General features: G+C 35.2%; 11 protein-coding genes. 1 reads left to right on the top strand and 10 read right to left on the bottom strand.

What is annotated here, in order from left to right; genetic code table 11:
• Positions 1 to 143 precede the first annotated feature (143 nt).
• The 6 genes from EZV73_RS10005 to EZV73_RS09980 form a co-directional block, all read right to left on the bottom strand.
• Positions 144 to 866 carry a type II toxin-antitoxin system prevent-host-death family antitoxin gene (locus EZV73_RS10005; RefSeq protein WP_240840160.1) on the bottom strand — a complete coding sequence of 241 codons (723 nt, stop codon included), beginning with the start codon at positions 864 to 866 and terminating at the stop codon, positions 144 to 146.
• A gap of 124 nt (positions 867 to 990) precedes the next feature.
• Entirely contained in the window at positions 991 to 1,965 is a 975-nt protein-coding gene (locus EZV73_RS10000) for a sugar-binding transcriptional regulator (RefSeq protein WP_240840159.1), read from the bottom strand.
• A gap of 74 nt (positions 1,966 to 2,039) precedes the next feature.
• Positions 2,040 to 3,425, bottom strand: a complete 1,386-nt coding sequence (locus tag EZV73_RS09995; protein ID WP_240840158.1) for a sodium:solute symporter — start codon at positions 3,423 to 3,425, stop codon at positions 2,040 to 2,042.
• A gap of 163 nt (positions 3,426 to 3,588) precedes the next feature.
• Positions 3,589 to 4,896, bottom strand: a complete 1,308-nt coding sequence (locus EZV73_RS09990; RefSeq protein WP_240840157.1) for a nitrate/nitrite transporter — start codon at positions 4,894 to 4,896, stop codon at positions 3,589 to 3,591.
• A 13-nt stretch (positions 4,897 to 4,909) separates the two neighbouring features.
• Entirely contained in the window at positions 4,910 to 6,085 is a 1,176-nt protein-coding gene (locus tag EZV73_RS09985) for an amidohydrolase family protein (RefSeq protein ID WP_240840156.1), read from the bottom strand.
• Between the two features lie 8 nt (positions 6,086 to 6,093).
• Positions 6,094 to 7,509 (bottom strand): sodium:solute symporter, encoded by a 1,416-nt coding sequence (locus EZV73_RS09980; protein ID WP_240840155.1) that lies wholly within the window; start codon positions 7,507 to 7,509, stop codon positions 6,094 to 6,096.
• A gap of 173 nt (positions 7,510 to 7,682) precedes the next feature.
• Here EZV73_RS09980 and EZV73_RS09975 point away from each other — a divergent pair, with 173 nt between their 5' ends.
• The gene (locus tag EZV73_RS09975) at positions 7,683 to 9,158 is read left to right on the top strand and encodes a M81 family metallopeptidase (protein ID WP_240840154.1); all 1,476 of its coding nucleotides are present in this window, start codon (positions 7,683 to 7,685) and stop codon (positions 9,156 to 9,158) included.
• A gap of 62 nt (positions 9,159 to 9,220) precedes the next feature.
• Here EZV73_RS09975 and EZV73_RS09970 read toward each other — a convergent pair whose 3' ends face one another.
• Genes EZV73_RS09970 through EZV73_RS09955 form a run of 4 tightly spaced genes read right to left on the bottom strand, consistent with a single transcriptional unit; the run spans position 9,221 to position 14,958 of the window.
• Positions 9,221 to 9,895, bottom strand: a complete 675-nt coding sequence (locus tag EZV73_RS09970; RefSeq protein WP_330637033.1) for an Rpn family recombination-promoting nuclease/putative transposase — start codon at positions 9,893 to 9,895, stop codon at positions 9,221 to 9,223.
• A gap of 11 nt (positions 9,896 to 9,906) precedes the next feature.
• Positions 9,907 to 11,643: a hypothetical protein gene (locus EZV73_RS09965; protein WP_240840152.1), complete on the bottom strand. Its 1,737-nt coding sequence runs from the start codon at positions 11,641 to 11,643 to the stop codon at positions 9,907 to 9,909.
• A 9-nt stretch (positions 11,644 to 11,652) separates the two neighbouring features.
• On the bottom strand, positions 11,653 to 13,041 hold the full coding sequence (locus tag EZV73_RS09960) for a hypothetical protein (RefSeq protein WP_240840151.1): 1,389 nt from the start codon (positions 13,039 to 13,041) through the stop codon (positions 11,653 to 11,655).
• Between the two features lie 12 nt (positions 13,042 to 13,053).
• The gene (locus EZV73_RS09955) at positions 13,054 to 14,958 is read right to left on the bottom strand and encodes a hypothetical protein (protein WP_240840149.1); all 1,905 of its coding nucleotides are present in this window, start codon (positions 14,956 to 14,958) and stop codon (positions 13,054 to 13,056) included.
• Positions 14,959 to 15,422 lie beyond the last annotated feature (464 nt).

The following is a 15,422-nucleotide window of genomic DNA, read 5'->3' as shown; positions in this document are numbered from 1 at the left end:
TTGATTATAAAAATTGACAGTAAACATATTGTATTTCACTCGACTTCATCTTCTAATGTTCACACAGAGGCATTAAGTCTTTCTATGTGTGAATGAAAGATTAATTATACAAAAGAAAAAGACCTCCTAAGAAGTCTTCGTTATCATATAAGTTTATCTGTTTTTACTACTAAGTCTTTAAATACAAATGATTTAAGATCTTCACCCATTCTATACAAAACAGTCTCCTCTACTAAACGATTTTTAAAGTAATAGATTCTCACTGAATTCTCGAAGGGATCTACAATCCAATACTCCGATACACCACTTTTCATATAAAGCTGTAATTTAAGAACCATATCCTTTGAACGAGTTGATTTGGAAAGTACTTCTACTACAAGACTTGGAATACCCTGATACCGATCATTTTCATCAACATTTTCAAAGTCACAAATAACAAGAATATCTGGTTGTACAACATTAGGATCATCTTTAAAACACTCTGAGTCATTAAATAACTTGACGTCATATGGCGAAGTGAAGTTATCACATGGTTTATCAGAAAAGTATATGTACATTTGACCACTTATTTCTCTAATGATGTTCTGGTGGACATGACTTGGTGAAGCCATTAGATAAATTTGTCCATCAATCAACTCATACCTGTTATCCGAGTTTTCTGTTATCTTTATAAACTCGTCATAAGTAATATAAGATTTTGAATAATCCACTGCACCTTCTTTTACCATACCGTAGTTAGGATCTGTGTATCTTACTAATTTTGCAACACCTTTGCTGTTTTTAGTGATGATCACTTCTTTACCGTCTAATACATATTTTAAGTACTTACCAAATGAGTTTTGTAATTTAGTTGTTGGTACTCTCATAACATCACCTCCCTAAAATAACCATACTACATTTTAGCTAATACGTCAACAATATACCTAACTTGTATATGATATTAACACCTAATATAATTTCATCACTAAAAAATGACCTCTTGCGAAGTCATTAGTTGTCCAATAAATATCTAGCAGTATCTTCATCAATAATGAGGATATCAAAGGCTTTTGCCCTTATAGCACCAAGTGCTGCATCATGAGATGCTTTTCCAGCAGCTATGCCTACTAAGTTCTTTACTGATTTTAATTTTTTTGAAGTAATACCCATAATTTGATCGTTAATCGGCGTTTCTACAAAATGGCCTCGATCGTTAAAATAGTTCAGGCAAACTTCACCAACCGCATCAATGCCGTTCAAATAAGATATCCCAAGTCTATTCAAATAAGTTTTACCAGATTCATTGATAGACTTATCTGCTGAATAGTAAATCCTATCAGCTGGATTGATCTGTACAAAAGCGTAATGTAAGTTGTTATAAGCATCCATAAACTTTTGATAATGCATGCTTTCTGATATTGTATCTCTCATCTTCTCATCATCAATAATAGAAGGTATGTTCATACACGACACATGACTCATGGTCTTTTGTGCGAGTAAGTTCATAATGTACTGACTGTTATCGAAACTGCTCGATGAGTTGATACCACCTGTTAACTGTACATAATTGACATCTTTAAAATCATAGTCAATGCTTTGACCATGAATATATTCAGCCATAGACTGAATGGCTAGGCCAAAACCTATGCCTACATTGAGTTTGTTCATCAAGACCTTAGATAAGTACTCACCTGAGGCTTTACCAACCTTCTTTACAAGCTCTATATCATCCAGTGTATCGCTCTGAACAACAATGGCTTCTTTTAGGCCGTACTTAGATTCCAAATCAGCTTCTAAACCTATGACTTCCTGAACAGGACTCGCTATAATGATCTTAAGAATCCCTTCATCTTTAGCCTTTTGGATTAACCTAGACACCATTTGTCTTGTCAGATTAAATCTCTTTGCAATTTTTGACTGTACTTCTTCTTCATAATAGTAAAGATAGCATATCTTTGTTATTAGTTTTAATTCATCTTTGTCCATAATTCCCACCATATCTTATACCTAATATCTATTGTACTAAAAATTAGAAATTTTGTATATCAAATTAATCACGATTAACTTAAAAGACTTTTTCTCTCAACATAAGACACTGTCATCAGAATAAATAATGAGAAAAAAGCTGCAATAAATATTGGATGAATCATCCCTACTTCTGTTCCGTGAAGGAAAGTCGAATAGATAACACCGGATAGAAAACCACCTAATATACCATAAAAAGCACCATTGGCACTTAACCACTTTATCTTGTAACAAAGCATCAATGGGAAGAAGATTGTTGCTGCATAGATCATATTCGCATAAACAACAAACTCAATGATATCTTTGATAAAGTAAGATATCACAAGTGATATGACAGCTATTAAAATAGTTGATAATTTTGCAACTCTTAAATAATCTAAATCTGAGGCATTTTTATTGATCAAACGTTTGTATATATCGATGGTGCATATAGAAGCACAACCATTTAAGTATGAAGAACCTGTAGACATGGTTGCCGCCATAAATGTAACCATCAACATGCTTCTGATACCATGAGGCAAATTCATAAATATGAGTCTAATAGAACCATACCCCGCATCTTTTAAAGATGGATCAATGTTAAAGGCAAATATACCTAAAAGAGCTACTAAAAGACCAAACACAATATAAGCTAAGCCTGTAAATATATAAGCAAACTTAACAGAAGACTTTTCCTTAGCTGCCAAGACTCTTTGAATATAGGGTTGACTGGTCGCATAGATGAACATGTTCATCATGACCCAGCCACCAACCGTCATGCCTGATACGCCATCAAAGTTCCAGTAATGAGCTGGTACTGAGTTGGTAACCGCTTCTAGGCCGCCCATATTTAAAGTAATAATAACAACTGCTGCAATCATAGAAATAAAAAGTACTAAAAAAGCAAATATATCTGTCCATATTACTGAGATCATTCCACCCGCAGTTGTATAGATGATAAAGACCACTGCTGATATTAGAAGTGCATATTCAAAAGGGACACCTGTCAGCGTTTGAATAACAATTGAGGTTACGATATTCTGAACAGCTATAACTATAGCAGCACTTATGAGTTGTAAAAAGGCAACGATTGTACGCGTCTTTTCATCATATTGGTTCCCCATCAATTCAGGAACTGTAATTTCTCTTCTACCAGCAAATATCTTTGGTAGAATAAAAGCCAAAATTAAAAGGCCAGGTACAGCACAGATATCCCAAAAGGAACCGGAAATCCCCACTGAGTAAGCCAGCGCCATGGTACCAATTATACCGGCACCTCCCATATCAGTTGCAGCCAAACTTAAAGCTAGCGGCCATTTGCCCACTTTATTTCCAGCAATCAGATAATCACTGTTTGTATTTACACGTTTAGCTGCAATCAGACCGATCATCAAAATTGCCAATAAAAAGCCTACTGTTGTTAGAATATCCACAAAACTCATTTTCTTACCCCATCATAATCACATCGTTTTTACATCACTCGAAACAATATCTCAATCACATAACATTGTCTCATATCTATTTTAGCGTAATTTTTCAGATTTTTCAAACAAAATAAATGAGGGCCTAAGCCCTCATTGTCGATTTGCCCTCAATATATAGAAATTATGCAGCTACTTTCTTTTCTTTATTCTTGTTAAGAAGTTCTGCTCTTCTGTCTTTAGTCAATCTCATCCATACAAGACCAGTTGTGAAACCGACAGCTGCAAGACCTAATAAGATCATAAACAAGTATCTGTAACCAGCTGCGCCTGGATACGTATCTAATAGTTTACCTGCAACCATTGGAATAACCATCTCTGGTAAGTAACCGAATGTACAGATGATACCAATACCAACACCTAATAACTCTTTAGGGTACTCACACTCTTCTAATAGTGTAAAGTGAAGTGCTTGCATTGAGTACATAGCTATGTAACAAGCTGCAACTGCTGCAATCAGAAAACCAATTGTAGAAGCTGAACCAGGTATAACTAAGGCTCCAACTAAACCAAGTGCTAATAATACAAAACCTAATGAGAAAGTCTTTGATGAACCAATCTTATCACCTAAGGCGCCTGAACCACTTGCTGCAAGCGGTCTAACGTATTGAGCCATTACAGCTAAGGCAGCTGCGAATACAACACTTGAACCAAACTGTGACGTTGCATATGGTGTAAAGTAAGTATAGGCAATGTTCATTGAGTAAGAACAGAACATCATTGTTACAATCATCCATGTGTACTTGTTCTTAAGTACTCTACCAATCATAGTTACATCTAACTTACTTGCCCCCTCTTCAGATGCTGGACTTGCTTCATTTCTAAGTGCATAGAAGATACCTACACCTATTAGTAAGTCAGCTACTGAGTAGAATAAGATAACAGATGAAAGACCCATCTTATCACCCATTTGAGTTGCAATAAAACCAAATAAAGCTACAGTAAGAGACATATGGATCATGTTGGTAACACCTCTACCACCTTCCATGAAACCAAACGATTTACCTTTTTCATTTTCATTACCTAACATGTTAATGGCTTTAACAAGTGCAGGCCAGAATGTCATCAATGTTGAGAAGCCCCAGAAAGCCTGAATTGCTACAACGATTTGATACGATGGATAAGTTAATAGAATCAAACCTGTTAAACCTGTCGAAATAAACGAGAAGGTCAGGAGTGTTCTTGTCTTAAATTTGTTGGCTAAGATACCACCTACTAAATACGATAAAACACCGAAGAAACCATAAACTGTACCAATCATACCCATTTGCGTATTGTTAAGACCAAATGCCTCGATAAATGTATCGTAGTAATAGAATCTAAAATACGGTAACGTGTAGATAAATGATCCTGCCATTGTTAGAATTAACAGCTTACCTAAGTTGTTCCACAAACTATTAGGATCATTGTTTTTCTTAAGAAATTTTCCCATTTTTCTCCCCCTTTTAAACCACTTGCCCTGATTTAATAACTGTTTCAATGTTGTTTCTTAACACTGATATATCATCTAACGGATCACCATCTACGATAACTAAATCCGCTAGTTTACCAACTTTGATTGTGCCTATTTTATGGTCCATTTTCATAATCTCAGCACTGTGTTTTGTTGCTTGTAAAATTAAGTCTATGTTGTCCATTTCATAGTGTTCTTTTCTAACTTCAAACTCCATACCATTGTCACCATGGAATAGACCTGTAACACCTTGATCTGTACCGAAACCAAACTTGATACCTGCTTTATAAGCCTTCTTAACACCCTTGATATTGTCTGACAGTACTGCTTCCACTTTCTTTGTCATAAACTTAGATGACTCAGGAAGATCTCTTAAGAGTGCAATCCAAACAGAAAGCGTTGGCACTGGAAACGCTGTTTCTGCCTTATAAAGTTCAATGATTTCATCATCCATCAAAGAGGAATGTTCGATTGATCTACATCCTGCTTTAATAGCTGTCTTAATGGCATTTGTACCATGACAATGAACGGCTACATAAGTCCCTTTAAGTTCGGCTGCTTTGACGATGGCTTCAAACTCCTCTTTAAAGCAAATGCTCATACCTGGTTCACCACCAGGATTCATCATGGCTCCAGTCCCCATTAACTTAATGAAGTCTGCACCATCTTTCATAACTGTTCTAACACCTCGTGCCATATCATCAGGTGAGTCCACCTCTAAATACATGCCCTTAAAGAAGTCATTGCCATTCTCTGTTGGAGTAATGATTCTGCCAGAACATATAAGATTTGGTCCTACAAGTTTACCGGCATTGATGCTGTCTCTAACTGCAATAACAGTACCACTTGAAGCTCCTACATCTCGGAGGGTGGTAAACCCTCTTTTTAATGAATCTAGTGCAAAGCTATAAGCATCAATGGTCATCTGTACTGGACTCTTAAATGAATCTACAAGTGTATCACCCGCTGAAAGCGTTAAGTGTACGTGTAAATCAATAAAGCCTGGTAAAACATATTTGCCCCCTGCATCTACAATGTGTTCATCTTTCACATCAGAACCTGCTGGATACACATTGATGATTTCATCACCTTCAATGTGTATATCCACCAGTTCATGATAGTCTGCTTCAAGTAGCTCTTTTAAAACCTTACAATTTTTTACTATCATACTCTCTCCTAACTTGCTTCTAAAAACTTAACCTTTTCCTCTGCAGGTTTTTTGGTCATTAAAGATACAAGCACCATAACGATAAGACCAGAAAGCGCTGACAAGATGTTTGAAGGTAAGCTTAAAATACCTGTTGTTACATCAGCAAAGATATACTCAACTGAAAAGCCAACAATTAAACTTGCTATAATACCTGAAAATGCACCTGTTGCATTGGTTCTCTTCCAAAATACACCTAGTATGATCGGGAAGAAAACTGACGTTGAATAGAATAAGCCTGCTAAATAAACCATATCTATAAGGTTCTGTACAAAGTTTGCAAGTATCAAAGACCCTAAGCATATAACCACTGTTAGGATTCTAGAATGTAAAAGCATCTGCTTGTCTTCTTTGTCTTTGCCAAATAGTGGTGTATAGATATCGTTTATAAAAAGTGATGTCCCTGCCATAAGATAGGAATCTGCAGTAGACATAGAGGCCGCAAAAACACCGCCAAGTACAACACCTGCAAGGCCTGGTGGCATAACACTTTCTATCATGACTGCATAGACTGTGTTGGCATCAACAATACCAGGCATCATAGAAGCCATAATCACACCGATAAAGCCAACTGCTAAACCGTAGAAAATATAGATAACACCTGTAAATACATAGGCGAATACTGCTGTAGATGTATCTTTTGCTGCAAATACTCTTTGTAAGTATGTTTGCTGAGTGGTATATAAGAATAGGCATAAACAGATCCATGAAACAGGTGTCCAAAATCCCAATTCTCCCATTGAAAAGTACTCTGCTGGTAATGAGGCTACAACGGTGTCTAAACCTCCTGCTTTCACAAGTGCTAGTGGTACTGCAACAATGACTGAACCTACCAAAATAATAAATTGAAAAATGTCTGTGTTTACAACTGCTATTAATCCACCACCCATGGTGTATAGGATGACAACAGCAACACTGATAATAAGTCCGACTTGCATAGGCACGTCCATTAATACATTTAATGCAACCGCCCCAACTAAAAATTGTGCTGATAAGCCAGCTACTATTGCACAAATCTGCATGACTGATGCAATTATTCTTGATTTCTTGTCGTATCTTTTTTCTAAAAACTCAGGACCTGTTGCGATAGCCAGTGGTCTAAGTCTTCTAATAAGAAATATACCAAGTAAAATAAATGCAGGTACAGCACACAGATTCCACCAAGAACCTGAAATACCAACTGTATAACAATACGCAGAGGCTCCTATCAAACCAGAACCACCTAAATCAGTTGCAGCTAATGAAAAGCCTGCTTGGACTTTATTAAGGCTTTTACCTGCTAATAAATAATCATCCGAATTCTTTACTTTACTTGTAGACTTGACACCGATATAGAGTATTGCGACAAAAACTAATATCAAACCTCCAATATCTAGTGTAGACATATACTCCCCCCTTTCTTATGCTTTTGTTAACGTTTTCCCCAAAAGTAAATTTATTTGTTATAACATTTGCTCAAGCTTGTAACTTTTGTGATTTTATATTATAATAATTTCAAGCAAGATACAAGCACTTTTTTTAATTTTCAGAAATTAAAGGATTTGAAAGGAGTTAAAAAATGAAAGTATTAATAGGCTGGTTTGGTCATGAGACCAATACCTTTTCAAGAAGAAAAACAGACTTTGACTTGTTGATTTCACAAGGTTGTTGGTATGAAAAAGAAATCATAGATGTCTTTACAGGAACACCTTCTTATTTAGGTGGCATGATTAAATGTGCCAATGAAAACAATATTGAACTCATCCCTACCTTTGGTGTAGAAAATGCTGGTCCTCAGCTATCAGATGCCTGCGTCGAAAAAACTCTGAATATTCTTTTATCTTATGTTAAAGATCATTTAGGAGAATACGATGGTATATGTTTAGGTTTACATGGTGCAGGTGTTTCTGAAAGTCATGACGACTTAGAGACATACGTCTTAAAAAGAGTAAGAGATATTGTAGGTTGGGAAATGCCTATCACTGTAACACTTGATTTACATGGTAATATTTCTAAAGGAATGTGCAAACATGCCAATGGTTTATTCGGTATCAAAGAAAATCCGCATGTTGACTACGAGACGACTGGATATGAAGCCATGGACGCCCTTAGAAGACATATTAATGGCGAAATTACTGTTAAAACAGATGTGGTGCCTCTGCCAATGCTTGTACCAATTACGGTAACAAAGGACTACCATGAAGTGAATGAGTTTATTAAAAAGTACAAAAAAGACAACAATCTTTTAGACCTTGCCTTCTTCCCTGGTTTTCCATACTCAGATACACCGATTACACAAGCTTCTGTATTTGTTACAGGCGATGGCGACCAAATAGCACATGTAAAAAAGGTTGCAAGCTATGTTTGGGATAATAGGGAATTGATTGTAAACATTGATGCCCTTGACGCCAATGAAGCTGTTGAAAAAGCATCTGAATTTACTAAAGAAAATGGTGGGCTTTGTGTCATTAATGAAGAGGCTGACAATCCTGGTGCAGGTACACCTGGGGACGGTACCTTCCTAATAGAATCTATGATCAAGGCCAACCTTGAGGATTCTGCGTTTGCCTATCTTTACGACCCTGAAACCGTAAGACGTGCACATGAAGCAGGTGTTGGTGAGTTGATAGACATTGAACTGGGTGGCAAGATTGAAGAAGAAGAAATACACGGTAAGCCACTTAAGCTTTCAGGTGTACAGATTAGAACTCTAAGTGATGGTAATTTTATTGCAACGACGCCTCTTATGAAGAATATTCCAGGTTCATTTGGCCCTACTGCTGGTTTAAGATACAAGAATGTTGACTTCGTAGTCGCATCAGTGCAAAACCAAACTTATGATGACAGGGCATTTGTTGTCGGTGGTATAGATATCTCTCAAAAGAAAGTTATCGGACTTAAATCATCTCAACATTTTAAAGCATTTTATAAAGCGCTTTCAGAAAAGATCATTCCTGCAAATCCTATGGGACTTTCTACAAGAAACCTTAACTTGTTTAGTTACGACACCATAGTTAGACCAATGTATCCAATAGATGAAAATGTAGAATTTTAAAAGAGGTCCTTCGGGACCTCTCAACAGTTCTGTTATGATTTGAAACAGTAGTCAGTATATGATTACTTCTCAGTTTTTAAATGCTCTTTAATAAAAGTTTTCACATAATCAGTAGATTCATCTAAAAAGTCAGCTATTTCTGCAACAGTATAATTCAGGGATAGCAACTTTCTTACAATACGAGTTCTTTCCCTAACAGCACCTTGCATTAAACCACGCTCTAAAATATTGGATTCTCTTGAGATTTTATCTCTTTCATATTTTTCTATTGCTTCAGCTTCCATTCTTACATCTCTTTCGTTATTTAAACGATCCAGTTCCTTAGCAGCAGTCATAATCTCATCATTCCCTTCAGCTAATGTATGAATTTCTTCTGGATTATTACTGCTTAGAAAGCTCAACCAATCCATAAGATTCTTATTTAAACTCATATCTCTATTAACTTTCTTTAATTCTAAGAAATGAATCTCAATTACATCATAAAACAGATCATCGTTTCTATCATTTGACAATCTAAATACCTGATGACATTCATCATGAGAAAAGAGGTTAAAGTCAAGAATGTTAATAGCAATCACCATAGGAATTTCTCTATACTTCGTACCATTAGAAATGTTTTGACTAAACAATCTAGAAGCATAAAAGAAACTCCTCTTACTTATATTGTACTCACTAATTAGCTGAGTTTCAACACTTGTTCTAGTATTGAGCAACTCTAAAAAATCGCCATCAAAGATGACGATTAAATTTAATTCATGTTGATTCTTCTAATAGAAAAATGATCTCTATCATATATAATGATATCTCCATTTGTATCAAACGCTATAGATCCAATAAACTTAATTGCCTCCCCATCATTGTAAATCAAATCATCAGCATCTACATACAACTCCCATTCACCATCCAAATCCAACTTATATATGTTTGCACCTGAGGTTCTATAGAAAGCGTTATTATATGTTGTAATTGAGCCCGACCTATCCAGAAAACTATCATCAACTTCAACTTTAACCTCTGTTTTTGGAAACTCCTTTATCTGATATAGGCCATCCGCTGTATGAACATAGCTCGAATAGCCAAATGAGTATGTATAGACCATCTCATCAGAGTAAAGTATGTCAACTATGCTTTTATGCACAGTAGTTCGTTTCGAAACGGCTGTTGGACTTTCATTACCTAGCTTGTATTTATAAATACAACTATCATAGTATTGACTTCTGTCTGAAACTCCAAAATAAACTACTTCATTATTAAAGTTCAAAAATAATGCTACATCATAATAACTATAAACAGGTGTGTCAATATGAGCAATTTCCCTCACTTGATCATCTATCTCAAATAACTTTAGAAAATCCTTATTATTCTCCTTGTATACTACATAAAACTTATCATTATAATTATTGTAGGCAATATGAAAATCGTTCTCATTCCTTAATACTGACTCTAATAATTCTCTACCTAGCTTGTCTTCATAATCCTGTGTAAATACTGTAGAAACTTCGTTTTTGGTCGTATTCAATTTCCTTACATGTGAATGTCCATATGATTTTGTTCCCGCAACTTCGGAATCCTGATTAGTAAAATAAATATCATTATTCTCATCAACCATTAGATTTCTAGCATAAGAGATCCTAGCCTCAGAGACATGTCCATTGACATAGCCACTTTCTACACCACCAACAAGCGTATCTACAGAATACTTTTCTTTTGAATCATCAGTCGCGTTAACACTTGCACTACTATTCTCTTTTGTTTCATCATTGCTTGTATCAGCTACAATAACACCTGTAACATTTAGGTTATCTTGATCAGTAACAGTGATGCTATTATCGATGTGGTTGATAATGGTAACAGAGTTATCAATATAGGTATTGTTACTGTCACTAACACTATTATCAATGTTATTATTAGTTACTGCTACTGTACTGTTGTTAACATCAGATACCATCGTTGTATTGTTGCTGCTGTTATCAATGGAAACATTGTTTTTTATTGTAAGACCTGTAGCAGCATTAAAATCTGACTGCAGTCCAAATTCCTCAACGGTCCATCTCCATGTCAGTGGAAAATAAGTAATATCTCTAAATACTAAAATAGGATACTCTTCTGCACTATTGTTAAGCATTTTGCCATTGACGTGGACATTAAAGCTTGGAAGTGCGGCTTTGTAGGTTTTTGTAGTATCATTTAGTGAGTTAGTACTCTGCTTTAAAGGCATTGTCTGATCTGACTTTTCAATGAATAGTCCTTTGCCTGAATAAAAGTTTGTCTTTAAGCCAAGCGTAGAAGAAAAATCCCATGTCATCGGTAAATAAGTTATACCATTATAGACAATCATAGGATAATCATTATAAACATTATTAATTGTCTCACCTTGTAACTCTACAGGAAAACCAGGGATGGTTACATCCACGGTTTCTTCTGCATAAACGTTTACACTCATGATGAGTGTGAAAACTAGAAAATATAAAAGTGTCTTTTTCATAAGCTACTCCTAATTAAGTGATAACAAGTCACTTACTAGTACAACAATTGCATCTTCACCAAGTAAGAATGAGATTTCTTCCATTTCCTCAGTTAAGCCATCAATTCTGAAGACTAGGACATTCTCACCTACTTGAATCAAGGCTTCCTCTTCTTGGTTAAAGTCGATGTTGTCTCCCTCTTTATCTAAGACACCAACAGTATCAGCTTCTGCTTCTGCTGTAAAATCAATTCTAATGTAGTATGCATCTTCATAGTATGTTGCTGTAAGGTCATTAATAATACCTGGTGTATTTTGCTCAGCCTTAAGTTCAGTAAACTCTACATCATCAAATGCCATTTCACTAATACCTTCATTGCTGATAAGTTTATTCATATCAGTTTCTTCAACAAGATCTTCTTCAAGCTTCTTAAGAGATTTTGTAATCGTTAGAGCTTCTGTATAGCCTTCTAACCATGAAAGTGGCTCATAATTTTCATGTTTGATTTCAATTTGACTTTGCGCATGTTGATAAACTGAGATCTCTACAGATCCTTCTTCATCTGTTACACCAACAGGCATAGCATTGACATAAACAACCGCATTAGCAATCCCCTCTTCAGTTTCTTCATCCTTAACCACAAAAGTTACTGTTAAGTTGCCTTGAGTCACACCCATTTCCTTAAGTTTTGCAATCTCTGCTAATATTTCAGCCGTAGATTGACCTGATGAAGTCACATTCATACTATTATCAATCGTAGTATTAATATTTGTAGAATAATCATTAACAATGTTGTTACTGTTGTTAACAGAATTGTCAATGTTGTTGTTGGTAATAGAAACAGTACTGTTGTTAATATCGCTTACATCTGTTGTATTGTTATCACTATTATTGATGTTCACGTTGTTAGTCACATTGGTATTATTGATTGATAAACCTTTTTCTTGATTCCAATCAGATTCCCAACCAAATTCATCTACTGTAAACTTCCAAGTAAGCGGGAAGTAGGTAATATCTCTAAAAATAAGTATCGGATATTCTTCTTTGCTGTTGTCTAAAGCTTGACCATTTAAGCCAATATCAAACTTGGCAATTTGAGCTGTATAGGACTTACTCAAATCATTATTAGCAGTCAAATCCTGAACAAGTTCTTCACTTTCTGTTGATTTACCAATTGAAAGTCCAGATTCAGATTGCCAATCTGTCTCAAGTCCCAAGGCTCTTGAGAAGTTCCATGTCATTGGAAAATAAGTGATGTCATTATAAACAATCAAAGGATATACATTTCTTTCGTTATCAATCTTTTGTCCTGCTATTTCTACATCAAACTCTGGAATTGTTACTGTCACATCTTGTCCAAAGGCCATCGAAGGCAAAATTAACATAAATGCTACTAATAGTGCTATAACTCTTTTCATAAGTCTCTCCTTCTATTCAACTCTAAATGTACCAAAACCACCAAATTCTTCGAAGCGTATATGATAGTTTCCTTTTTCTAAACTATCAAAATCCACTTCAAACTCTACATAATCCAATAAACCATCATCAGATTTAACAGCCGTACTGGTAAGTTGTCTTATAGGTTTAAAGTTGTACTCTAAATCAACCGTATAAGTTTTGCCAGCAATGTTATAGCCATAACATCTGAATAGTGTCTTGTCGGCATATTCATTGGCTGTACGCCTAAATAAACTGCCGTCATAAGACAACATGATAGGTTCATATATTGTATCAATCTTAGCAAACTGCTCATCAGGCTGATAAACACTACCTTTTACGAGCGGTCTAAGATACAAATACCTAACTTTTTTTAATCTTTTTGCATTAACCAGTTCAAACTCCAAGTACTCTTCATAAGCTTTAACAAACATCTGAGTTTCTTGATAAATAACATTGCCCTCTTCATCAACTAAGGCAAACTCTACATCATTTAATCTTTTATGGGAACTGTCTATTCTGACTTTCATGTAAACATAGTCACCAATAATAGAAACCTCTGCTCGTCCATCAAGAGATACAATTGGTTCATTTACTGCAAGTAGAGTTGACTCATGTTCTTCCGAATGATTCTTTACAAGAAGCTTGTATAACTTGCCTGGAACTAAGCCATTACCACCATTATAAGATCTTTTGATGGTTACTATCGGTGTATAGAAAGATACATGATTGATAGAGCCCCAGCTGTTCTCCATAAATGAATCAATGACGTTTTCTCCAGTATCAGGATCTATAATTTCAAACTTAGAGACATCGTGTTTTTCATAATCAAACATATCACCTAACATTTTGACATTGATATTAGTCCTAGAAGCTTCAACGTAGGAATGGTATAGATTGTAGTTGTCACTTGAAAAAGTGTTGTCAATCTTAGTAATACTCGACTTTAACTTAACTGTCTTTACAAGGCCACTATATAAGTCGACTTGCTCATTGTATTCTTTATAGCCGCTTTTTCGAATCCTGACATAAGAGGACCCGCTAGCTTGATAAGGAAGATTCCCACCTAAATCTGATACACCTTTGATTTCATTGTTGATGTATAATACAGCACCTTCTAGTGGCTTGTTGTTTTCATCCATCACTATAAAGGTGTTGTTCTTTACTTCTCCTGTTAAACCAGATAAGGCTGTTATCAACTCATCGATGCTGCTTGAAGACATATTGTTGATGGTAATGCTGTTATCAATAAAATTGTTAACAGTAGTAGAATAATTGTTAATGATATTATTACTGTTATTGACACTGTTATCTACATTGTTATTGGTCACAACCACACTGGAGTTGTTAATATCACTAACAGTGGTATTGTTGTTCATAGAATTGTCAACGTTTACAGAACTAACAATACTTAAGCCACTTGATTGATTAAAATCAGACTGCCAACCAAACTCATCCACTGTGAATCTCCACGTTAAAGGAAAGTATGTAATGTCTCTAAAAATAAGTATTGGATATGTTTCTTCTGCATTGTTGATTTTCTTATTGTTTAAGTTAATCGAAAAATCTGCAACAGAAGCCTTGTAAACCTTCTTCAAGTCATTACTTGTTGATAGGTCTTGCTTTAAGTCTTCTTTTTCACTGGCCTTGCCAATGCTTAAGCCGCTTGAAGCATCCCACTTGGTTTCTAATCCAAGGGATTTTGAAAAATTCCATGTCATTGGAAAGTAAGTGATGTTCTTATAGACAATCATTGGATACTTATTATGTGCATTATCTATGTATTGGTCACCAATGGTCACATCAAAGCCCGGTATGGTTACATCCACCTCTTCAGCAAAAGCTGATGTCGTTATTATGATGACAAATATCATACATAAAATTAACTTTCTTTTCATTCATCCTCCCTATTCTTATTTAAAATATGTCTCATTAAACACAGTCTCTAAACTTATACCCAATAAATGAATATCAAACTAAAATGTTGTCTTTCATAGCAATATTTTTTTATCACCTACACAGTTGCCATAACTTCAGTCACGGATGAAAGTACGACTTCCATTTGTGCAAGTGCACGATCTTGACGGTCCATATAAAATGTAAAATACACACATACTATCAGTATGATCACAGCTGCTAGCATCACTAACTTGCTTTTAGTTTTAAGTCACTGCACTTTCCATCTAAATATCAAAAAGAACCGATTACCACCGCGTCTGCAATGGTCCTCAGTTCTCTATTTACACTTATACTTACTTTTATACACCATTATTAATATCCCACTTATATATAACTTATCAACCACCTTTATTATACAACATTATGGCAAAATATACATCCAATATGTAGAAAAATGGTATTT

Source organism: Acidaminobacter sp. JC074 (assembly GCF_022496765.1).
Taxonomy (GTDB): domain Bacteria; phylum Bacillota; class Clostridia; order Peptostreptococcales; family Acidaminobacteraceae; genus JABXKX01.
Note: the sequence above shows the minus strand (reverse complement) of the source record. Positions and strands in the feature narration are given on the sequence as shown.

What these genes read in the sequence shown, in the direction of transcription:
- EZV73_RS10005 (WP_240840160.1), bottom strand. Translation starts at nt 866, where the DNA reads ATGAGAGTACCAACAACTAAATTACAAAACTCATTTGGTAAGTACTTA.
- EZV73_RS10000 (WP_240840159.1), bottom strand. Translation starts at nt 1,965, where the DNA reads ATGGACAAAGATGAATTAAAACTAATAACAAAGATATGCTATCTTTAC.
- EZV73_RS09995 (WP_240840158.1), bottom strand. Translation starts at nt 3,425, where the DNA reads ATGAGTTTTGTGGATATTCTAACAACAGTAGGCTTTTTATTGGCAATT.
- EZV73_RS09990 (WP_240840157.1), bottom strand. Translation starts at nt 4,896, where the DNA reads ATGGGAAAATTTCTTAAGAAAAACAATGATCCTAATAGTTTGTGGAAC.
- EZV73_RS09985 (WP_240840156.1), bottom strand. Translation starts at nt 6,085, where the DNA reads ATGATAGTAAAAAATTGTAAGGTTTTAAAAGAGCTACTTGAAGCAGAC.
- EZV73_RS09980 (WP_240840155.1), bottom strand. Translation starts at nt 7,509, where the DNA reads ATGTCTACACTAGATATTGGAGGTTTGATATTAGTTTTTGTCGCAATA.
- EZV73_RS09975 (WP_240840154.1), top strand. Translation starts at nt 7,683, where the DNA reads ATGAAAGTATTAATAGGCTGGTTTGGTCATGAGACCAATACCTTTTCA.
- EZV73_RS09965 (WP_240840152.1), bottom strand. Translation starts at nt 11,643, where the DNA reads ATGAAAAAGACACTTTTATATTTTCTAGTTTTCACACTCATCATGAGT.
- EZV73_RS09960 (WP_240840151.1), bottom strand. Translation starts at nt 13,041, where the DNA reads ATGAAAAGAGTTATAGCACTATTAGTAGCATTTATGTTAATTTTGCCT.
- EZV73_RS09955 (WP_240840149.1), bottom strand. Translation starts at nt 14,958, where the DNA reads ATGAAAAGAAAGTTAATTTTATGTATGATATTTGTCATCATAATAACG.